This window comes from Paraniabella hibiscisoli, from assembly GCF_022512515.1.
Lineage (GTDB): Bacteria > Bacteroidota > Bacteroidia > Chitinophagales > Chitinophagaceae > Niabella > Niabella hibiscisoli.
In genome coordinates this window covers 3,566,769-3,588,044 of sequence record NZ_JAKWBK010000001.1, presented here as the reverse complement: position 1 = coordinate 3,588,044, position 21,276 = coordinate 3,566,769, and the positions used below count along the sequence as shown (strand labels likewise).

Sequence of the window (21,276 nt, the reverse complement as noted above, 5' to 3'; positions counted from 1 at the left end):
TAGGTCTTCGAGAGCATCAACATTTATCGCCGTTTCCCCATTCTTCATTTGCAATTTTCGATAGTATAAAGACACCTAACAGCCGCCCCAAGTTCTAACATTTCAATTTCGTCTGCTCGCAGGTTATCGACGAAGCTGGCTGGGCGAGAAATATTGTAAGCATATACATCTAGTCTATCAACAATAATTGCATTCAAACCATAAATTCCAAATGCTTTTGTAGATGATTGATTGTTGGTTGCTTTAAAGGATTGTGATAATTTAGAAATAGGTTAAGCTTCAATGTGATTGGGTAATAAAAACCGAACAGCTAAACTGCAGCAGATTATTACAGCTAGCTTAAAAATATGTCATCTAATTAATACTCCTCGTATATAAGAAAATGCCTCCGTCGCCGGAGGCATTTCTATTTTCTAACTGATTGCACTAAGAGAAAGTTTATATGAGTTTTATGCCCTCTTTTTATTTAACGAATGCATGCTTATAACCCTGTATTTTGTTCCATGAGCCACGGGTAAAGTCGGGAATTGATACTGGTGCGCTTCCATTATCCAGAGAAACTGCAGATAACTCAGCTAAAGAGCACCATTCAGCCAGATCATAAACATCCATGTCTAAAGGAAGACCATTTTGTAAACAATACGCCAGGCGATAGTCCATGATAAAATCCATTCCGCCATGTCCGCCTACCTTCTTTGCTGTTTCCTCTAACTCCTGGTGAATAGGATGTTTGTATTTCTTCATTAATGCGTCTTTCACATCCTTAGATACATAGCTATGAGCACTTAATTTTTCATGATTAGGTACATCATCAGCCGAAAGCTGATCTCCACCTATAGCGTAGCCTTCTAAAGGATATTTATTAGCGAATCCTTTGGTACCTGTTAACTGGTACATACGCGAGTAAGGGCGCGGCGTCATAACATTATGCTGTATCTGCATGGTTTTACCATTCTGCGTTTTGATCATGGTAATGGTTTGATCACCATTTTTAAATTCACCCGGATCTTCACCCTTCATTTTCTTCCACTCATCACGACCGTTAAAAGACTTCGTATCTACAGAAACCAAAAAGTTCATTTTGTCACCGCGATGAATATTTAATGCCTGGCAAACCGGTCCAATACCATGTGTGGGATAAATATCGCCCCTGAAGTTTTTATTGTAGTCCAGGCGCCAGTTATTCCAGTAATCATCCCAGAACTGAGACAACTGGTGGATATAAGCCCCTTCGGCATGAATTACTTCTCCGAATAAACCTTTTTGCGCCATGTTTAAAGTAGTCAGCTCAAAAAAATCGTACACGCAATTTTCGAGCATCATACAATGTTTACGTGTTTTCTCTGAGGTGTTGATCAGGTCCCATATATCTTTCATGTTCATTGCAGCCGGCACTTCAATAGCTACGTGTTTGCCTTTTTGCATTGCATACAACGCCATCGGAACGTGATGCTTCCAATCTGTAGCGATATATACCAGGTCGATATCGGTTCGCTCGCATAATTTCTTCCAGGCATCTTCTGAACCGGAATATTCAGCGGCACGTGTTACATTATTCTTATCAAGAATCTTCTGGGCAGCCTCTACCCTTTCCGGTCTGAGGTCGGCTACTGCAATGATCTTCGTATTGGGAATATGAGTCCAACGTTCTACAGCGCCCGGCCCTCGCATACCTAAACCGATAAACCCTACTCTTACCACTGGTATCTTGGGCGCTGCATAGCCCAGCATATCCTTTTGTCCTGCGGGACGTACCGGAACCGGAGTAACAATGGATCTGTCTGTTTTTGTTTTTTGAGTTCCTGATTTAGAGGTCTGTCCGAAGCTTTCCAAACTTTGCACGGTTAGTGCCAGGGAAGTAACAGCTACGAAAAGAATTTTCAACCTGTTCATAAATAGTTTTTTTGTGAATGATTCGTCTTTCAATATGGACTTTCGTTAAATATTATTTTGACACGACTAAGGTAGTGATTCGGTTATGTATCGCTTCACGCAACCGTTTGCGCAAAAATCAAAGACACTTATAGCTATGAATCTACATTTAGTAATTATAAGGTTCGTATCCAATAGCTATAACTATATTGCCCGGGTGTTACCCAGTACTTCTTTAATGGCATAGCTCCCCAGCTATCAATACCTTGCACGCCTAATTGTTTGAGATCGATATGTAAGTAGATCTGCTCTCTCTCTACCAGTTCTCCTGAATGATACTGATGTTTCTGCGGCGCAGGGTCGAGATCATCTGTACTGTAGGGTAATGCTGAGAAAGAAAGCAGGCTATCTGCAAAATCAACACGGATACCCCGGCCTTTACCGTTGGTGAGTGTAAACCAGCGGGTATCTGTTTTGTTGCCGCTCTCCTGCGGACGTGCATAAGAGAAATATTGCTGATCGAGTTTTTGCTGGTATACACCTACTTCACTTGCATACTTTCTGTCCCAGTAGTTTTCCCAGGGTCCACGGCCATACCATTGAATAGTGCTAAACTGCTTATTCACCCTGAGATCATTACCCAAACGCATCAAAGTTTTCGGACTGCTTTCGTTAACCGTAAAATTGTTACTTACGTGAATAGTACCATCTCCATAAACGGTAAATACTTCGTTGGTATTGGCTTTTCCATCCAGTATGGTTTTGGTAATACTTACCCGGTAAGTGCCTGCATTAACTCTTTCTGTAGTAACATTGGCAATACCACTTTTCTCATACGCATCTTTCCATGCGCGCAAGGACTGGTTTAAACCGGCACCGATATCGTTGTCAGTAGCGGCCCTGTAAAAACCTGGCTGTGGACCATTTTGGAGCAACTCTACATTGCCACTGCGATAAGAGGACAATATCCCTTTTCCGGTATCGAATACCACGCTAAAAGTTTTACCCGTTAAAGTAATGGTATTTCCGGTTTTGGATTCGTTAATTACACCTGTAGCACTAATTGACTTGATAGAAGTTGGTTGCCCGGCATAAGCCATCTGATCGTATGCCAGCTCATAGCCCTTATCCAGCAAAGGTTCTGCTGTTTTTAACCGGTAATAAACATTCAGGAAATACTCCTTGCCATTTTTAGGTTTGGTTTTAACAGGCAGGTTAACATCCACATTACTCCGGGGTTGAATATTCAGATTGTTTACTGTTCCTTTTTCTACCGGTTTTCCATCTTCCAATATTTCCCAATATAATTGAACGTTATCTACTCCACGAAAGAAATAAGTATTGGCAATATTGATGGTATTATGAGCAATATATTTCGTTTTAATAAACTGGTGCACTTTTTTAAGCTCCACGGCCATCGGTGTTAATTCCCTGTAGGCAGTTACTACTCCCTTCACGCAAAAATCGTTATCACTAAAGTCTTCATTCACCGGACCAGTTAAAGGAAAATCACCACCATAAGCCATAATCCGTTTACCATTTTTAACCGTATCAAAAGCCTGATCGATCCACTCCCAAACATATCCGCCCTGCACACCGGGTGTAGACTCAATAGCATCCCAATATTCTTTAAAGTTACCCAGGCTATTACCCATAATATGCGCGTACTCGCTCATAATCAATGGACGTTGCTCCTTTGCTCTTGCCCATCCGGCAACCCAGTCAGGCGAAGGATATTGAGGACAGATCACATCAGTATTGTAATCGCGCTCTGCACGCTCGTACTGCACCGGGCGGGTATCTTTCTTCCTGAGCCAGTCATAGGCTTCGTACATATTTACCCCGTTGCCGGCTTCATTACCTAAGGACCAGGTAATGATGGAAGGATAATTTTTATCCCGCTCATACATACGTGTAATTCTTTCCAGATGTGGCAGTCGCCATTGTTTATCATTAGCGAAAGTGTATTCCAAGTCATAGTAGCGTCCATGAGACTCTATATTGGCTTCGTCTATGACATACAAACCATACTCGTCGCAAAGCTCCATCCAGTAAGGATCAGGAGGATAATGAGAATGCCTGACTGCGTTTACATTTAACTTCTTCATCATTTCCATATCCTTCAACATATTTGCCCTGGTTAAAGTATGGCCTGTTTTAGGATTATGCTCGTGGCGGTTAACACCTTTAAAAAATACACGCTTACCATTTACCAGGAAATCCCGGCCCTTGATCTCAATGCTTCTGAATCCCACCCGAACAGGTATCACCTCTATTATATCACCAGCTTTATCCTTCAGCGAAAGATATAAGGTATACAGGTAAGGTATTTCGGCGGACCATGTGTTTACAGAAGGAATAATGCCTTCAAATGATACATTGGTTTTATACCGGCCTAATACGGTCTTAACTTTTTCATCATTCTTTTTCAACACTTCTTTCCCCTTTGCATCCACTAATTGGAGATCAACATAAAAACTATCTGGTTTGGAATGCAGGGTTTTAATATCAGTTTTGTAACTATTTACTTCAACATCTACCTGCAGTTGCCCGTCTTTATAATCGTTAATGAGGCCACTTTGTACTTTAAAATCCCGTATGTCTAATTTAGGAGTTGCATATAAGTATACGTCCCTTTCAATGCCCGAAATACGCCACATATCCTGGCATTCCAGGTAGCTGCCATCACTCCAGCGGTATACTTCCAGGGCTATCATGTTGTCGCCGGTTTTTACATATTTTGTAATGTCAAATTCAGCGGCCAGTTTGCTATCCTCGCTATAACCTACTTTTTTACCATTCACCCAAATAAAGAATGCTGATTTTACAGCGCCCAGGTGAATAAATACCTGTCGACCATCCCAATTGGCAGGAATAGTAATTTTTTTCCGGTACGACCCAACCGGGTTATTATCCGCAGGAATATCGAAAGGAGGATTCATTCTGGCGCCTGTAAGCCTGCGACCGGCAAACTCATACGGATGATTCACATAGATGGGCAAGCCATACCCGTTTAGCTCCCAGTTGGCAGGAACCGCAAAGTTTTTCCATTGGCTATCATCAAAATCTGTTTTATAAAAATCCTTAGGGCGGTCGTTCGGATTCTGCACCCAGTTAAACTTCCAGCTGCCATTTAATGATAAGAAAAAAGCAGACTGTTCCTTTACCCGCTTTTCAGCCAGCGCCTTGCTTTCGTAAGCAAAAGCTGTTGCACGCATCGGCATCCTGTTGACGGAAACAATCTCCGGGGTTTGCAGTTCGGTTGGTAAAGACTGGGCTGAAACACTGTAAATATTTAAAATAGATAACGTGAGAAAAGATAAAAACTTCATAAACTTCTGTGGTTGGAATAGTTGGAAAAACAATCCCTCAAAGAAACACTGAAACCCGCTAACCACAAAGCTTTGCGCAAACGATTGCCCTTATTGAGTGTATTTACAGCATCTATCCTTTCAGGCGACGCAACTCATGCTGTAAATGCTCGATCTTATTTAATAAATGGCTGATCGCTTCTATACCTTCAAAATTGATATCGAGGTCGTAATACAGGTGTACATATTTTTCTAACGATGAGAGCTGATCGTTGTGAATAAAATAAGACTCGTTGGTATAACTCAGTTCAACCAATCCATATTCGTTTAGGGTTTTTACAAAAGACGTTTCAATGCGGTAATGTTTACAGCACTCCTCTATTAAAATATTGTTTTCGTTAGTCATAGCTTATTTTTTAGAGGCTTCATCGGCCAGTTGTTGAAATAGTTCTTTTTCTTTTTCTGTGAGATGTGTTGGCAATGCCACCTGCCAGGTAATATAAAAATCTCCGAAATTACCTTCGCTTTTATACACCGGAAATCCTTTTCCCTTTAGCCGCACTTTGGTGCCGTTAGGTGTTTGGGGTTGTAAGGTAAGCTTCACTTTTCCATCTATTGTTTCAACAGTTTCTTCTCCACCTAAAACCGCTTTGTACAAACTGACAGGCACTTCTCTATACAGGTCATTACCTTTTCGCGTAAAGGAAGTATCGTTAAAGACCTGAAAAGTTATGAACAGGTCCCCCGCAGGACCTCCGTTTACACCAGCACCCCCATATCCTTTAATTTTAATCTCCTGGCCGTTTTCAATACCAGCAGGTACCGTTATACGAATATTCTTACCGTTCACTGTAAAGGTTTGCTGATGGGTTTTGTAAGCTTCGCTCAGGTTCAGCTTCACTTCGGCCCGGTAATCCTGCCCCTTGTATTTTACATTGCCTTGCGATGAGCGGCCGCCCATTCCACCAAACATCTGGGAGAAAAAGTCAGAGAAGTCTCCTTCATTGCTGTAGGAAAAATATTCGTCATTGCCATAACCCTGCTGCGGGCCACGCTCCTGCTGCCTTTGCTGACGGGCTTGTTCAAACTGATCTGCATGCTTCCAGTCTTTTCCATACTGATCGTATTTCTTCCTTTTCTCAGGATCACTTAATACTTCATGTGCTTCGTTGATCTGCTGAAATGTTTTCACTGCCTCGGGATCATTGGGATTCAAATCGGGATGATGCTTCCGGGCCAGCTTACGATAGGCTTTTTTAATATCATCGGCCGTTGCATTTTTTTCTACACCGAGCACTTTATAATAATCTATATATTCCATAGTTTAAAAATCATTATAGTAATTTACATCTTTTCTTTAATATGGTCTGCCTTCTCTAATAAGTATACAAAAATCATCCCATTGCATGGCCACCTGATTTCATGATTGAAAAATTTTAGGTAGGTTTGAGACTTAAATTACAAAATCAATGGATGTTCAGATAGAAGCTTCATGGAAAGAAAAGCTGCAAGGCGAATTTAGCAAGCCTTACTTTTCCAATATTGTTAATCATCTTAAAACGGAAAGGGAGCAAAAGAAAATTATTTATCCTCCCGGCCCCATGATCTTTAATGCTTTCAATTCTACCCCATTTGATAAAGTAAAAGTGCTCATACTGGGACAGGATCCTTATCATGGCCCGGGACAGGCCCATGGTTTATGTTTCTCTGTACAACCAGGAGTACCCGCGCCCCTTCTCTGGTTAATATTTTTAAAGAATTGCAGACTGATATAGGTATGGAAAGACCGAAGGATGGCGACCTGAGCAAATGGGCAGCAGAAGGCGTTTTCCTGTTGAATGCCTCCTTAACCGTTCGTGCTGCAGAACCTATGAGCCATGCCAAAATTGGCTGGGCACAGTTTACAGATGCAGTGATTAAAAAAATTGCTGAAGAAAAAGAGCATGTGGTGTTTTTGTTGTGGGGAAAATTTGCGCAGGAAAAAGCAGCGTTTATTGACGAAACCAAACATCATGTTCTTAAAGCCGCACACCCCTCTCCTTTATCCGCACATGCCGGGTTCCTGGGATGCCAGCATTTTTCAAAAACCAACAAATACCTGATGGAAAAAGGTATTGAGCCGGTAGATTGGAAATTGTAGAAAAGCAGGCAAGTAGGGAATGGCGAGGAAGGAAATGTTCAATGTTCCATATTCAAGATTCAAAGTTTCAATAGGCATTATTCTCCGCACCTATGCTTCTCTCCATGTAATGTGCTAAATTGTAAACGCTAGTGGGGAATGGAAAGTGGTGAGGTGGAAATATTTAATAATCAACAACCAATTTTCAACAACTCAAAACCTTTTCGCTGTCCCTCTGCTTCCCTGTGTGCTCTTCGAGAAACAAATAGCAGGTCATATTTATCGGATAACTATATAACTCCTCGTCCTAAATTAAAAGATCAATAGTCAAAATTGAAATCTATTATTTTTGCTGAGATTCAAAAATACGCATGACCATTTTCAAAGAGATAGCGGGCAGAGTTTGGGCCACCTGGGGGCTGCTGAGTTTTGTTATAACATTTCTGATCATATTACCCATTTCACTAATTTCTTACCTGATCCCTGAACCAGGCGGAACGCATTTCCTGATAAGGATCTCCCGGGTATGGATGCGGATATGGCTGTTCCTGATCGGCTGCCCATTTAGAGTAACCGGTAAAGAACATTTTGAAAAAGGTAAAAGCTATATCGTTACCTGTAACCACAATTCGCTCCTGGATATCCCACTTTCATCTCCTTTTATTCCGGGCCCGAATAAAACCATCGCTAAAATGAGTTTTGCCAAAATACCTTTATTTGGTCTTTACTATGCCAAGGGATCGGTACTGGTGGACAGGAAAAGTGAAAAAGTCGCCGGGTAAGCTTCGAAAAAATGAAATGGGTTTTGAGAACGGGAATGCATATGTGTATTTATCCGGAAGGAACCAGGAATCGAACGACAGAACCGTTAAAGCCCTTTTACAGCGGTGCTTTCAAGCTGGCTTATGAAACAAAAACGGACATTATCCCGGCATTATTTCAGGTACGAAGGAAGCTGTCCCCTTACATAAAACTTTTTTCTTTCTACCTAAGAAACTGGAGATACGTTTTCTTAAGCCAATCTCTTCTAAAGATATTTCACCATTACAATTAAAAGAAAAAGTATTTAGCACTATGTATGATCATATTGCGAAAAATACGCTTCAAAAATAATCAGACCCATCAACATATCATGCTTCGCTTTCTAAAAAACAAACGCCCAAAATCATTCACATCAACAAAGCATTTGGCAACGCGCCTTTTACGTTTTTGGATGTGGGGGCGGGTAACCGATCGGCTTCCAAAACAAAAGCTATTTTCCCCAACTGTGAGTATCATGGACTGGATATTGTAAGAGATTTCAATAACGACGAAAGCGACTTTGCTGCCATGCATAGCTTTTACGAGCTGGACCTTACGCTACTTAACCTCGACATCATCCCCGACAGCTATTTTGACTTTATCAGGATGGCGCATGTGATCGAGCATCTTCATAACGGAGACCTGGTTTTACCAGCCTTAATTAAAAAATTAAAACCCAACGGCTACTTTTATATAGAATACCCAGGTGAAAAAAGTATGCATTTGCCGAGCATGCACGGCACGTTAAACTTCAAGGACGATCCTACGCATGTGAGACTTTATTCTGTAAAAGAAGTATCAGCAATATTCGAAAACAATAACTGTACAGTTATACAATCCGGTACCCGTCGTAACAAATTATTCATCTTACTAACACCATTCAGGTTATTAGCAGGCTTATTAAGCACTAAAAAACTTAATGCCAATATCTTTTGGGATATCCTGGGCTTTGCTGAATTTGTTTTTGCGCAAAAGAAAGCATCTTAATAAACACCTTATTATCTGCCTCCTACGAAAGAACGGCTACGATTAATTTTTAGATCCTGTAGTATGCCCGCTTTAGGGCTGATGGTGAAATTAAAAAAGCGGTATAAACCGATTGGTGTTACATTAATAGCCATTTGCCAGCAATGCAGGTCTCTTGAGATAGCCATAGAAAAAGTCTGGACCTTTGCCGTTGAGAAATCGTAATAACCATTTACGCTAAAATTCCATTTAGGGGTAAGGTTAAAGCTTCCATTAAAGTTAACACTGGATGTAATAGGACTGCTACTACTTTGTAAAGTAAGCGGATTGCGGTTTTGGCGGGAATAATTTAAAGAATAAGATAAGTTAATAGACCAAGGTGTATTGAAATCCACAAACTGTGCTGGATTCTGACGCATGTATTCCATTAACCTTGTTTGATCACCCTGCAGCATAGGATCATTCAAGTTATCATTGATAATTTTCTCCCTTGCTTTTGCCTTTTCCGGATCTTTGGGTTTGCTTTGAAAGCTTGTGCTCATAGAAATACTCGCATTGGTTACCGTACCTACCTTGAAGCCTCCATCACCCGCCCAGGCATAAGTAGAAGTAGCATACCCTGACTCATTTAATTTATAGGGAACCAGTGTGGCAGAAGCATTCAGATTTATTTTTTCAAAAAGATTCGTTCTGAAATACATACTTATCGGCGACAATTTTAAACTGTCTGCAAGGAAGTTGTACGATCCGTTAAACCCAAATCCATCTACCAGCTTTATTTTCTTAATACCATTTTCAGCATCTTCTTTTTTGGTATCAACAAAAGAATCCTTTTCCTTATCGGCTTCGTCCCCTTCTGTTGCTGCGGTGCTGCTGGTTGCTTTCTTTTTCTTCGGTTTCGCCCTTACTTTCATTTCCAGGTTATTGTCTAAACCAAAGCTGATACCTCCCGACTCCCTGCTGGTGAACTGACTAACCGGCCTGGAATATAAACCCTCCAACTGATTATATAAAGCCCTTGTTCCAAGACTGTCAATCTGAACATCCTTCCAATATCTACGGGTCAAATCCGGTGTATAGTTTAAACCGAAGGTAGGCCGCATTACGTGTCGTATTGCCTTTATCTTTTCTCCTTTAAACTCATAACCACCATATAGCGCTGTATTAAATGATATGCCGAACGAAGTTTGTTGCTTAATTTTCAGGCCCCTCTGTATATTGGCTACTATAGTATCTTTTTGGTACGCACTATCGGCGCTATTAGCTAAGTTACGCCTGTAAAATGTTTTCGGGCCCCAGTTCATTGTGGTCACCCCGTCTACCCACTCCTGCGAATAGGAAATAGAAGGTGCAATTACCAGGGCTCCGTTTAATATAGACGGGAGAGATAATGTAATGGGAATACTGTGATTGGCGCTCCAACGGGCAGTATCCAAAAGATATTTTAAAATACGACGGTTACCAATCAGGTCATTACTTTTTGAATAAGACAGGAGTCATAAAAGTTGAAATCGTTTCTAAAGCTACCATTATAGCCAATACCCAGTTGCTCATACCACTTCTTTTTACCCACGCTTTCCTTTTTTGAAGGGGATAGATAGTCGTTACCGCAAAGTTGGCGGTTGGAAAGTTAACCGTCATTAACCTGGAGGCATTGTTCTGGCTGTGGTTCATGGATAACGACAGGTTGAAGGGCTTATCCTGCCATTGCTTGGAGTACGTGATAGAAGAACCAAAAACATTATTATAAGGCGCCATTGGCACATTAGAGAGGTTACGATTATAACCTGTCGAACTAAAGTTAACATTGGCCCCAAAATTTACACCCGGCCTGGAGCGGCTATCAGAACTATGAGACCAGTTTAAAGAGTAGGTCATACTCTTATAATAATCAGGATCGCCCCTGGTATTTCTCTTGGTACTCTGGATACCAATATTCATATTACCCTGGTATTTGTACAATTTTCTATACGTAGGATTTGCGTTGGCTCTCCAGGTTCCAAAAGAATAGATATCACCAAAAAACTGCACATCCCAGTAATCACTAATACCCAGGTAATAACCCAGGCCAGATAAGCCTACTCCTTCCTGGTCGTTAGTTTCAAAACTGGGGGCCATAACACCCGAGTGGCGTCCCTGGTAAAGCGGGTAAAAACCAAACGGCAGGTAAATTGGCACTGGTACCGAGTCGAACTCGGGACGAACAGCCCCTGTAACCGCCAGCTTTTTATTGACAATTTTCGCTTTATTAGCCCTGAATCCAAAGTGCGGATGATCTAAATTACAGGTGGTAAAAAAGTTGCCGGTAGCATATACGGTGTTTTCATTTACCTTTTTAGCAATATGAGAGTGCACAAACATTTCCCCTTGCTGAGAGATAGTGCCCCGTATTAAACCACGCTGCGTTTGAAAATTATAATCAAGGCTATCTGACTTATACTGGCTTTGCCCGTCATTCATATCGATGTAGTCAGTTACAGCTCCGGTACTATCCCTGCCTGCCCTGGCTGACACAACACCTGTTGCCTGGTTGAGCTTCATATAAGGAGCCTGTAATGAGCTGGTTTGGTACTGCGTTTTTGCCTTACCGTACAGCTGGATAACTTTTTCCTGCACAAATCCTATTGCAGAGTCTCTTGCTTCATATTCTACGCGGGAATCTAAACTGTCTTTAGAAATTTTCAGGCTGAATGTATCAACAGTTTGCCTGGATGCGCTGTCAGTTAAAGTACTGTCTGGCAATGGAAGCGTATCCGTGAGGCCGGGTAAGGTATCTTTCAGCTTAGAAAGAAGTGTATCTTTTGTTAATGGAACTGTATCAGTTGTCGAAAAAAGATTCGATCTGCTTATTTTTCTCTTCATAAGCAGGAATTCTTTTAAATAAAAAATTAATAGCGCCAATTTGTTTACTCACCGTTAAAAGGAAGATAACAGTAAGTATAAGTACGGCATGGTAAATTCTTTTAAATTTGCGCATTGGTTCTCTCAAAGTTCGCAAACGTACAGTAAATTTTTCATTCTAATTTCATGCGTTCGAATGAAAAATGGTGCATAGTGGTACATATATCGATTTTTAACAAAAAATATGTTCTGCGCCCGTATGTAAATGCAACAAAGCGAACTCAATAGTTAACATACATATAAAATCCAGGGGCTTTTCTACAAGAAAAATAACCTAAAAATTTTATTCTATAAATTAATGATCCGATTCTTATTTCTTGCTGGTTGCATTCTTAATTGTTTAGGTATAGCGCAAGCTCAGCAAAACACTTCATCCGTTAAAACAATAGTTGTTGATGCCGCCACGGAGGCCCCGATGTTGGAGCAAGAGGCACCGAAACCAATGAAGCGACCATTACACTCGCCGTAGGATTAAAACTGGCCAGGGCGCTAAGAGAAACCTTTCCATCGATCAAAACCCTTGAAACCAGAGCCAGCTTTCCCCTTCCTGGAGGGAATACGAACGCCAATGCGGCTAACAGGTACCGGGCGCAATTTGCCAACGAAAATCATGGAGACCTTTTCATTTCTCTGCATTGTAATGCAGCAGGTAGAAAACCGGGGGCTGGTATACCAAAAAGGTAGTAGGCAGAGAAGCCCGCACCCGCATGGTAAAAAGGGCAAAAAGAAAGTAAAACAAACCTACTATGTGAACAGCTACCAGGATGTATGGGTTGAAAACAAAGCCAAAGGAACTGAAACCTACATCTGGGCGGTAAACAAAAACGATCAGAAGCTTTCCTCCTTAAAAAATAATGTACCCGATGATGACGAAGATTATTATAACGAGGAAGGTGAAGACCAGGATGCGGACAGCTTAAAATTACCCGATCTGAATGATCCGGCCGAAAAAGCCCGTATGCTGATCTATGCACAGCATTATTTTCGTAAAAGTTATGCCCTCGCTACACTGGTGGAGAAAGAGTTTATATCCAGTGGACGAAACAGCCGCGGCGTACAACAACGTAATCATAAGGGCATCTGGGTGTTACAGGCTACAGGTATGCCCAGCATCCTTGTAGAGATGGGATTTATCAGTAACAACGAAGACCAGGCTTACCTGATGAGCGAAGAGGGACAAAACACTATTGTTAAAGATATTGTTAATGCTGTAAAGGTTTATCTTGAAAAATATGGTTAAACCAACTTATTTAAGCTACTTTGCCAAATGATTAACCAATAACTGATTAAAAGAAAATCAGGCATATAATTTGTCTTAGGCAGATATTGTAATACTTATTAATTTGACTATCAGAAATATGTCGCACGCTACCCGGCGTTTAAACCTAAAGTAAATTTGTACAATGAAAATTTCAAATGAAGTAAAAGTAGGTGTACTGGCACTTGTGTCTATAGCTTTATTAATTATTGGTTTCAGGTTCTTAAAAGCCAAAGATATTTTTAACCGCACACCTAAAATTTATGCCATTTTCAAATCGGTAGGCGGATTGGAGAAATCAAATTTCGTTAAAATAAACGGCCTCACGGTAGGTACTGTTTATTCTATGGAGCCTGCTGATGAGAATGTTACTGCCGTAAAGGTAGTATTGAGTATCACAGAAGATGTGCATATACCTTCCAATTCGGTCGCTTATATCGAGGGAAGCCTGTTAGGCTCTTCCAATATTGTTATTGAAAGAGGTAGTTCTACCACTTTAATCGCTGACGGAAACAGGATAGCAACAAAAGAAGAAGCCGGTCTTTTAGGCAACCTTTCTTCAGAGGCAAAACCGTTGATGACAAAGATAAAAACGGTGGCTGATTCGGTTACCTTGTTGTTATCCAATTTCAACCAGATCTTAAATGCCAATACACAACGCGATGTTCAGAATGCCATCGCCAACTTAAATTATTCTACCGCCTCCTTAAATGCGTTGCTAAACGGCGTTAATAAGCCTTTGGCAGCCACATTGGATAATGTTAGCGCTATTACCGGCAATTTGAAGAATCAAAATGAAGCCATCGAAGGCATTTTAGTTAACGCCAATACGTTTACCGGTAACCTAAAACAATTACAGTTTCAAAAAACAGTGGATAGCTTAAATTTAACCATCTCAGATCTGCATGCTGCTATCAACAATATTACCAGTCCAAACGGAAGCCTGGGTGCTTTAACCAGTGACAGGCAATTGTATAATAAAATGAACGATGTATTACTGAGTGCAGAAATATTGCTGGATGACCTGAGGGTACATCCCAAGCGCTACGTAAATATATCAGTGTTCGGCAAAAAAATAAAGCAGGTGAATTAACTGCTCCTGCAATAAAAGATTCAGTACCCAGGTGATAACAAAAACTTCAAAATCGCTCCATTTTTTTCCCCGTTGCACTGCTGGTGCTGGGATGTTTCGTTGCCTATAGCACTACAAGCTCCATTACCAAACATGCTAACAATGCAGAGAAATTAGTTCTTAAAGACACGATAAAAATACTAAATGCTAATACCCTTTCCCTTAAAAAGGAATCGGATACCAACAGCCTTACCGTACTGGAAGGCGACGTGATACTACAGCAGGGTAAAACAATTTTTAAGGCTGATAAAGCTATTAAAAATGACAGGCAAAATACTTTCGAGGCCTGGGGACATGTTCATATCAATGATGCTGACACCACTAATATTTATTCCGATCACCTGAAGTATTTCGGCACTCCACAGGTAGCCAATCTTGATGGCAATGTGCGGCTTACAGATGGACAGGCAACACTTACTACGCCCAGCCTGGTTTATAATATGATTACCAATACGGGTATTTATAAGCAAGGTGGTAAAGTGGTTAATAAAAAAACAGTTATTACCAGCAAGGAGGGAGAATATTACGCTGATGTAAAAGATGTATTCTTTAAGAAAAATGTAATTGTAAACGACCCCGCTTACAAAATAACCGCCGATTCTTTACAATATAACACCGTTTCGCAGATAGCTACTTTTATATCGATGACTCATATAAAAGACAGTGCAAGAAGAAGCATCGATACTAAAGAAGGCTTTTATAACCTCAAAACCGGGCAGGCAGAGTTTGGCCAGCGACCTTTTATCAACGACGACAATAAGTCTACCCTGAATGCGGACAAAGTATACCTGGATGATAATATAGCGAGAGCAGAAGGCAATGCTATCGCCGTAGATTCAGTAAGAGGTACCATTATCATAGCCAATACCATTTTTCAGAACAGGCTCAACGATGCTATACTGGCAACCCAAAAACCTGTGATGATCATTAAACAGGATAATGATTCCATTTACGTAGCTGCAGACACCTTGTTCAGCGCCAAACTTTCTGACCTGTTCGAGACCGTTACCTTACCACCGGTTATAGATAGCGTAAGCCGTACCGACAGCGTTATTATTGGCGACAGCATAGTAGTAACGGATAAAAAAGATGCAAAGGTTATTTCCCAGACATTTCAGAAAAATCTAAAAGCTTCTAATGATAGTACAGACCGGTATTTCGAGGCTTTTCATAATGTAAGGATCTATTCGGACTCCATGCAGGCCGTTTCGGACAGCTTATTTTACTCCTTTAGAGATTCCACCTTTCGTCTTTACCAAAACCCTGTAGTATGGGGAAAAGAGCCAGATCACCGGTGATACCATTTTGATGCACACCAAGAATAAGCAACCCAAATGGATGGAAGCCTACAAAAATGGATTTATGGTAAATTACCTGGGAGGCAATACCCGGGCCTACAACCAGATACAATCTACCCGGATAGATGCTTTTTTCTCAGATGGCAATATCGATTCTGTAAGAGCAAAGGGGTCCCCAAAAAGAATTTATTTTTTGCAGGATAGTGACAGTGCTTTTATAGGTGTACAATATGTGGAATCGGACTTGATGCTTTTTCATTTTGCAGATAAGCAACTATATAAAGTAGCTGATATTTCTAATGTAAAATCGACGCTCTACCCCATCAAAGAAAAAAAACCTACTGAAGCAAGGCTGGAAGGTTTTCAATGGTTAGAAACAAGACGTCCCAAAACAAAATATGAGCTGTTTGAGTAAACAGCGTTCCTTTTCCCGATATTAAATATTAAATTGCCTGTTAAATAGTATAACGCTATACGTTCAACATTAGAAATAATAGGCAATAGTTTTAAAATGGCTTTACAGGAGCTGTTGAAAAACAAGCTACGGACTTTTTAAGTTTGTTTGGCGTAACCATTGGCATCTTCTGCATTATTGGTGTGTTGGCAACTGTAAACAGCCTTCAGCGCAATATACAGAACGAAATAAAATCGATGGGTGATAATATCATTTTCATCGATAAATGGGTTTGGAGCGGAGGCCCCGATTATCCCTGGTGGAAATTTGTAAACCGCCCCTACCCCAAACACCACGAACTCAAACAGATCAAAGAGCGTTCTCCCAGTACCCAATATGCTGCTTTTTTTATGATGTTTCCGACAATATCGAGTTCAGCGGTTCCATTTTGAGCGGCGTTAAAGTTTACGGCGCCAGTGAAGAATACAACCAGATTCAAAAACTCACGTTTGCCCATGGCCGGTATATTTCTGATGCCGAATTTAATTATGGAACTAATGTAGCTGTAATTGGAGATGAGGTGGCCACGAAACTCTTTACCCTGCCAGAGGCTGCCATTAATAAAGATATTAAGCTAAAGGGAAGACTAGTAAAGGTAATAGGTGTTATTAAAAAACAAGGAAAGCAATTAACAGGCGGTTGGGACTACGATAAAAGCATTATTATACCCTATGCATTCGCAAAGACGATCTATCTCGAAAGATTTTCTGACCCCAAAATAATGGTAAAAGGTTACGAGCATATTATTACCAGTTCTATTTTAAAAGACGAGCTGGAAGGCGTAATGCGAAGCATTCACCGCTTAAGTCCTACCAAAGAATCTGACTTTGCTTTGAATGACCTGAACGATATCAGTAAGGAAGTAGAAGCAGCTTTTGTGGGACTTAATATCGGTGGTGCTATAATTGGTGGCATCAGCCTGATTGTAGGCCTGTTCGGTGTAGCCAATATTATGTTTGTAACGGTTAAAGAACGCACACCACAGATAGGATTAAAAAAGCTATCGGTGCCAAGCGCCATATTATTCTCACAGAATTTCTGCTCGAAGCGGCATTTCTTTGTATTATCGGTGGCATTATAGGTCTCGCATTAGTAGTAATACTGGCGTTTATTCTTACAAAAGTGCTCGAATTTCCTATTTATGTTTCTGTCACCAATATGGCCTGGACCTTTTTCATCTGTGTTCTGGTAGGCATTGTCGCCGGAATTATTCCCGCAATGCAGGCAGCCAAGATGGACCCGGTAGTAGCCATCAGGAGCTAGTATTTAGCTGATTAGTTAACAAGGTGTCTGAAACGGCACTTTTTGCTTTACCTTAATCAACTTTTCAACTAGTCAACTAAACCACACAAACCTTACTTTTGCACATGCCTATAATTCTAGCTATAGAATCGAGCTGTGATGAAACCTCCGCAGCCATTTGTGAAGACGGACAAATATTATCCAACAATATTGCCACGCAGGCAGTACATGCCCAATATGGCGGTGTTATTCCCGAACTGGCTTCGAGGGCTCATTTACAAAACATAGTGCCGGTAGTAGATGTTGCTTTGAATAAAGCCGGCAAAACATTATCAGAAGTAGATGCTTTTGCATTCACCCAGGCGCCGGGCCTTATTGGTTCACTGCTTGTTGGAGCAGAGTTTGCAAAATCGCTGGCGTTATCGCTGAACAAACCTTTAATTACCGTAAACCACATGCAGGCCCATGTATTGGCTAACCTGATACCGGATAAAAAACCTTCGTTCCCTTTTTTATGTCTCACAGTTAGTGGTGGTCATACCCAGATCGTACTTTGCAAAAGTGCGGTAGAGATGGAGGTGATTGGCGAAACTATTGACGATGCTGCAGGTGAAGCTTTTGACAAATCAGCTAAATTGCTAGGCCTTCCCTACCCGGGCGGCCCATTGATTGATAAATATGCCAAAGAAGGGAATGCTGATCGCTTCCAGTTTCCTGAGCCTAAAATCCCGGAATATAATTTTAGCTTTAGCGGCCTTAAAACGGCCATACTATATTTCCTGATGAATGCGGGTAAAAGCCAGGTGTACAAACAGGAGTTTGCAGCCTCTGAAGAAGATAAAAAGCAATTTATAGATAATAACCTGGCAGATATTTGTGCTTCTATTCAAAAAAGGATCATTACCATTTTACTGAATAAGTTCAGTAAGGCAGCCAGGGAGCTGGGCATAAAAGATATTTGTATTGCAGGCGGTGTATCGGCCAACAGCGGACTTCGAGCAGCTTTCACCGAGATGGGTGAAAAGAACGGCTGGAATGTGTTTATTCCCGAGTTTCAATATTGCACCGACAATGCGGGGATGATTGCCATTACAGCCTATTATAAGTTACTGGCAGGAGATTTTGCTTCATTAACAGCACAACCTGCAGCCCGCGGATTCCAGTAGTACTAATATCCGCTCATTACTCATCATTCATAACTCACCATTCATCATTCGCCACACCCTCCTCATCCCTTGCCCAATCCATATTTCAGGTTTAAGCAATTTACGATCCACCATGACCAATGCAGTATGAAGGTTACCACCGACTCCTGCCTGTTTGGGGCCTGGGTGGCTGACCATTTAACCAATCTTGATGACGGCAAAAGCGTATTAGATATAGGCAGCGGTAGTGGGTTATTAAGTTTAATGATCGCTCAACAAACAAGGGCGTCTGTTGAAAGTATTGAAATTCAAAAGACAGACTACCTGCAAAGTCTTAATAATATAGCCAATAGTCCTTTTGCCAGCCAGGTTACGATCTACCACGCTGACGCACTACGGTTTCCTTACGATAAAAAATATGATGTTATTATCAGCAATCCACCCTTTTACGAAAATGACCTGAAAGGTTTAGTGGAGGGCAAAAATATTGCACATCACGATGAAGGATTAAAGCTGCCGGAGCTGTTACAGCTCATTGCCCGTCAGCTTACTCCTGGTGGGAATTTCTATCTTTTATTACCCTATAAACGACTGACAGAATTGCTACAGCTGATTACCACAAGCAGTCTCTTTATCAATGAAATGGTAACCGTGCATCAGACAGAAAACCATGATGCATTCAGGGTACTGATCAGCGGTTCTTTTAACGCAACTACAACTGCTGAAAACAAAATAAAAATTAAGGAAGCCGGTACTTACAGCCAGGCTTTCACACGTCTCCTTAGAGATTATTACCTCTATCTATAAAGCTATTTTTTGTCCGCTGGCTGCTGCCTTGTAAATAGCTTCTATAATTTTAAGATCTTTTAGTCCTTCCTCACCATCTGACGCTACAACAGGCTTTTTTCCATCCAGTATAATGTCGGCCATTTCATCCATCTGCACCGTTTGATGCACAACTACAGGCGCATCAACAGCACCTTTATGTGTGCGTGCCTTAATAGGACCATACCCTATAGACGGCTGCATTTCTGCAAAGCCTTTATCACCGTTCAGGAAAAACTTATCCAGGTGATTCATATTGTAAGTAGAAAGACAGGAAGCTGTGGCTCCGCTCTGAAAGCCTAATTGGAACTGTATGGTTTCATCCACACCCTCTTTAAACTTTACCGGATCGGTTTTGGTTTCCTGCGCAGTAACCCAAATCGGTTCTTCTCCCACCATGTACCGGCTGCCATTTAAAGCATAAATGCCAATATCCATAAGTGATCCGCCACCGGCCAATGCCCTATTCAGACGCCACTGGGTAGGATCACCAATTCTAAAACCGCAAAGCCCCTGGAAGAACTTTATACTCCCAAACTCTCCTGCGTTACGCATGCGTATCACTTCCAGTGTGGTGGGTTCAAAATGCATGCGATAGCCCACCAGCAATTTTACACCAGCCTTATTACAGGCATCCAGCATTTCCTTTCCCTCTTTCACACTTATGGCAAGCGGTTTTTCACAAATCACATGCTTGCCGGCTTTAGCAGCCCGTATAACATGATCATGATGCAGCGCATTAGGCGTGATAACATATACCACATCTACTGCTTTATTTGATCGGATATTGTCGAAATTCTGGTAGTTGTAGCAACTACTTTCCGGTATATTGTATTTTTTGCCCCAGGTTTGAAGCTTTTCGGGGTACCACTTACCAGGGCTGTTATTTTTACCCTACGGCAATTCTGTATAGATTCGGCTACACGGCTGGCATAACCTCCTAGTCCCATTAAGGCTACCCGTAATACAACGCCATCCTCCCTCAGCTCCTGGTTAAAATTCAGATGGAAAAGGTCAGTACTTAAAAAGGAATGCTCGCAGAAGCCATACCTATTTTTTGCAAGAATGCTCTCCTGGTTTTCATACATGCCGGTTTAATCGTTAAAGTTTAGAATTTTTGAACAGCACTATGCCCCTTGATCTATTTCAAAAGTCCGTTAGCAAGTTCCAGTACTTTTTCAAGCTGCTCCTCATGTGTGAGATGCGTATTATTTATTTCGATAGCATCTTTCGCTTTTCGTAAAGGGCTTATTTCACGGTTAGCGTCGATATAGTCACGCATTTCTATATTATGTGCTACTTCTTCTATAGTTATATTGGGGTTTTTCTGATACAATTCCTTGAATCGCCTTTCTACCCTCACGGCATTATCGGCAGTTAAGAACAACTTGAGCTCTGCATGAGGAAAGACTACGGTTCCAATATCCCGGCCATCCATAATAACGCCTTTTCGTTGTCCCATTTTCTGCTGCTGGTTTACTGCGAAATCCCTAACCGCTCCCAGTGCTGCTACTTCGCTCACTTTTTCAGCAACGATCATTTCGCGGATCAGATACTCCACATTTTCATCGTTCAAAAACATTTCTACCTGTGAGCTTTGTTCGTTTAACCGAAAATCCAATTCTATTTCGTCAAGCGCTTCTTTGATCTGTGTTGCATCATTAATATCGATATTGTTCCTTAAGAAATAGAGTGTAATGGCTCTATACATTGCCCCGCTGTCCACATATACATAACTCAGTTCTTTTGCCAGCTGTTTAGCTATGGTACTTTTACCACAGCTCGACTTTCCATCTATCGCTATTATGATTTTCTTGTCACTCATTAAAAGGCTATCGATATTTCTATAAAGATAAAATTTAAATCCTTATTCTTTTAACTAATATTTGAGCAGGCGGTGACGTATTTGCTAATAACGGGAGCATAAGAAAGCGTTCAAAGTAAGATCGTGT

The 21,276-nt window shown here is 41.1% G+C and carries 23 protein-coding genes and 1 pseudogene; 15 read left to right on the top strand and 9 right to left on the bottom strand.

Annotation, left to right across the window (positions count from 1 at the left end):
• Positions 1-462: 462 nt before the first annotated feature.
• From MKP07_RS22275 to MKP07_RS22260, 4 genes are all read right to left on the bottom strand, one after another.
• Positions 463-1,893, bottom strand: a complete 1,431-nt coding sequence (locus tag MKP07_RS22275) for a Gfo/Idh/MocA family protein (RefSeq protein WP_240849207.1) — start codon at positions 1,891-1,893, stop codon at positions 463-465.
• Positions 1,894-2,048: 155 nt separating this feature from the next.
• On the bottom strand, positions 2,049-5,204 hold the full coding sequence (locus tag MKP07_RS22270) for a glycoside hydrolase family 2 TIM barrel-domain containing protein (protein WP_240849205.1): 3,156 nt from the start codon (positions 5,202-5,204) through the stop codon (positions 2,049-2,051).
• Positions 5,205-5,316: 112 nt separating this feature from the next.
• Complete coding sequence (locus tag MKP07_RS22265) at positions 5,317-5,589, bottom strand: chaperone modulator CbpM (protein WP_240849203.1); 273 nt, start codon at positions 5,587-5,589, stop codon at positions 5,317-5,319.
• Between the two features lie 3 nt (positions 5,590-5,592).
• Positions 5,593-6,504 (bottom strand): DnaJ C-terminal domain-containing protein, encoded by a 912-nt coding sequence (locus MKP07_RS22260; protein WP_240849201.1) that lies wholly within the window; start codon positions 6,502-6,504, stop codon positions 5,593-5,595.
• Between the two features lie 148 nt (positions 6,505-6,652).
• On the opposite strand from MKP07_RS22260, the gene MKP07_RS43845 reads away from it, so the two are divergent.
• From MKP07_RS43845 to MKP07_RS22245, 5 genes are all read left to right on the top strand, one after another.
• Positions 6,653-6,958: a uracil-DNA glycosylase family protein gene (locus MKP07_RS43845; protein WP_262919420.1), complete on the top strand. Its 306-nt coding sequence runs from the start codon at positions 6,653-6,655 to the stop codon at positions 6,956-6,958.
• On the top strand, positions 6,883-7,323 hold the full coding sequence (locus tag MKP07_RS22255) for a uracil-DNA glycosylase (protein WP_262919419.1): 441 nt from the start codon (positions 6,883-6,885) through the stop codon (positions 7,321-7,323). Before MKP07_RS43845 ends, MKP07_RS22255 begins: the two co-directional genes overlap by 76 nt.
• A 350-nt stretch (positions 7,324-7,673) precedes the next feature.
• Complete coding sequence (locus MKP07_RS39270) at positions 7,674-8,084, top strand: lysophospholipid acyltransferase family protein (RefSeq protein WP_262919418.1); 411 nt, start codon at positions 7,674-7,676, stop codon at positions 8,082-8,084.
• A gap of 11 nt (positions 8,085-8,095) precedes the next feature.
• Positions 8,096-8,356, top strand: coding sequence for a 1-acyl-sn-glycerol-3-phosphate acyltransferase (locus MKP07_RS39265; protein WP_317235874.1), 261 nt, complete (start codon positions 8,096-8,098; stop codon positions 8,354-8,356).
• Between the two features lie 110 nt (positions 8,357-8,466).
• Complete coding sequence (locus MKP07_RS22245; protein ID WP_317236075.1) at positions 8,467-9,090, top strand: methyltransferase domain-containing protein; 624 nt, start codon at positions 8,467-8,469, stop codon at positions 9,088-9,090.
• A gap of 11 nt (positions 9,091-9,101) precedes the next feature.
• On the opposite strand, the gene MKP07_RS39260 is transcribed toward MKP07_RS22245, so the two are convergent.
• Positions 9,102-10,505, bottom strand: a complete 1,404-nt coding sequence (locus MKP07_RS39260) for a putative LPS assembly protein LptD (RefSeq protein WP_262919417.1) — start codon at positions 10,503-10,505, stop codon at positions 9,102-9,104.
• A 29-nt stretch (positions 10,506-10,534) separates the two neighbouring features.
• Positions 10,535-11,430 (bottom strand): annotated as a pseudogene (locus MKP07_RS42855) (putative LPS assembly protein LptD).
• Positions 11,431-12,423: 993 nt separating this feature from the next.
• Between MKP07_RS42855 and MKP07_RS22235 the strand changes: the two are divergent.
• From MKP07_RS22235 to MKP07_RS22195, 10 genes are all read left to right on the top strand, one after another.
• A complete protein-coding gene (locus tag MKP07_RS22235; RefSeq protein ID WP_240851000.1) occupies positions 12,424-12,654 on the top strand; it encodes an N-acetylmuramoyl-L-alanine amidase in 231 nt (76 codons plus the stop codon).
• The gene (locus MKP07_RS22230; RefSeq protein ID WP_317236074.1) at positions 12,581-13,210 is read left to right on the top strand and encodes an N-acetylmuramoyl-L-alanine amidase family protein; all 630 of its coding nucleotides are present in this window, start codon (positions 12,581-12,583) and stop codon (positions 13,208-13,210) included. Before MKP07_RS22235 ends, MKP07_RS22230 begins: the two co-directional genes overlap by 74 nt.
• A 163-nt stretch (positions 13,211-13,373) precedes the next feature.
• A complete protein-coding gene (locus MKP07_RS22225; RefSeq protein ID WP_240849197.1) occupies positions 13,374-14,321 on the top strand; it encodes an MlaD family protein in 948 nt (315 codons plus the stop codon).
• A gap of 83 nt (positions 14,322-14,404) precedes the next feature.
• Positions 14,405-15,658, top strand: a complete 1,254-nt coding sequence (locus MKP07_RS22220) for an OstA-like protein (RefSeq protein WP_240849195.1) — start codon at positions 14,405-14,407, stop codon at positions 15,656-15,658.
• A 10-nt stretch (positions 15,659-15,668) separates the two neighbouring features.
• A complete protein-coding gene (locus MKP07_RS22215; RefSeq protein ID WP_240849193.1) occupies positions 15,669-16,073 on the top strand; it encodes a hypothetical protein in 405 nt (134 codons plus the stop codon).
• Positions 16,074-16,216: 143 nt separating this feature from the next.
• Positions 16,217-16,504, top strand: coding sequence for an ABC transporter permease (locus MKP07_RS39250; RefSeq protein WP_262919415.1), 288 nt, complete (start codon positions 16,217-16,219; stop codon positions 16,502-16,504).
• Positions 16,501-17,193 (top strand): ABC transporter permease, encoded by a 693-nt coding sequence (locus MKP07_RS22210; protein ID WP_262919414.1) that lies wholly within the window; start codon positions 16,501-16,503, stop codon positions 17,191-17,193. The genes MKP07_RS39250 and MKP07_RS22210 overlap by 4 nt, the downstream gene beginning before the upstream one ends.
• Positions 17,103-17,375: an ABC transporter permease gene (locus MKP07_RS22205; protein WP_317236073.1), complete on the top strand. Its 273-nt coding sequence runs from the start codon at positions 17,103-17,105 to the stop codon at positions 17,373-17,375. Before MKP07_RS22210 ends, MKP07_RS22205 begins: the two co-directional genes overlap by 91 nt.
• Before the next feature lie 104 nt (positions 17,376-17,479).
• Positions 17,480-18,520: a tRNA (adenosine(37)-N6)-threonylcarbamoyltransferase complex transferase subunit TsaD gene (gene tsaD / locus MKP07_RS22200; RefSeq protein ID WP_240849191.1), complete on the top strand. Its 1,041-nt coding sequence runs from the start codon at positions 17,480-17,482 to the stop codon at positions 18,518-18,520.
• Positions 18,521-18,646: 126 nt separating this feature from the next.
• Positions 18,647-19,306 (top strand): tRNA1(Val) (adenine(37)-N6)-methyltransferase, encoded by a 660-nt coding sequence (locus MKP07_RS22195; RefSeq protein ID WP_240849189.1) that lies wholly within the window; start codon positions 18,647-18,649, stop codon positions 19,304-19,306.
• Here the strand turns inward: MKP07_RS22195 and MKP07_RS22190 are convergent.
• The 3 genes from MKP07_RS22190 to cmk are packed head-to-tail and all read right to left on the bottom strand — an operon-like array spanning position 19,301 to position 21,149.
• A complete protein-coding gene (locus tag MKP07_RS22190; protein ID WP_394803687.1) occupies positions 19,301-20,110 on the bottom strand; it encodes a Gfo/Idh/MocA family protein in 810 nt (269 codons plus the stop codon). The two genes, MKP07_RS22195 and MKP07_RS22190, sit on opposite strands and share 6 nt — an antisense overlap.
• Complete coding sequence (locus MKP07_RS22185; protein ID WP_240849187.1) at positions 20,089-20,412, bottom strand: hypothetical protein; 324 nt, start codon at positions 20,410-20,412, stop codon at positions 20,089-20,091. Before MKP07_RS22185 ends, MKP07_RS22190 begins: the two co-directional genes overlap by 22 nt.
• A 53-nt stretch (positions 20,413-20,465) precedes the next feature.
• Positions 20,466-21,149: a (d)CMP kinase gene (gene cmk, locus MKP07_RS22180; RefSeq protein ID WP_240849185.1), complete on the bottom strand. Its 684-nt coding sequence runs from the start codon at positions 21,147-21,149 to the stop codon at positions 20,466-20,468.
• Positions 21,150-21,276 lie beyond the last annotated feature (127 nt).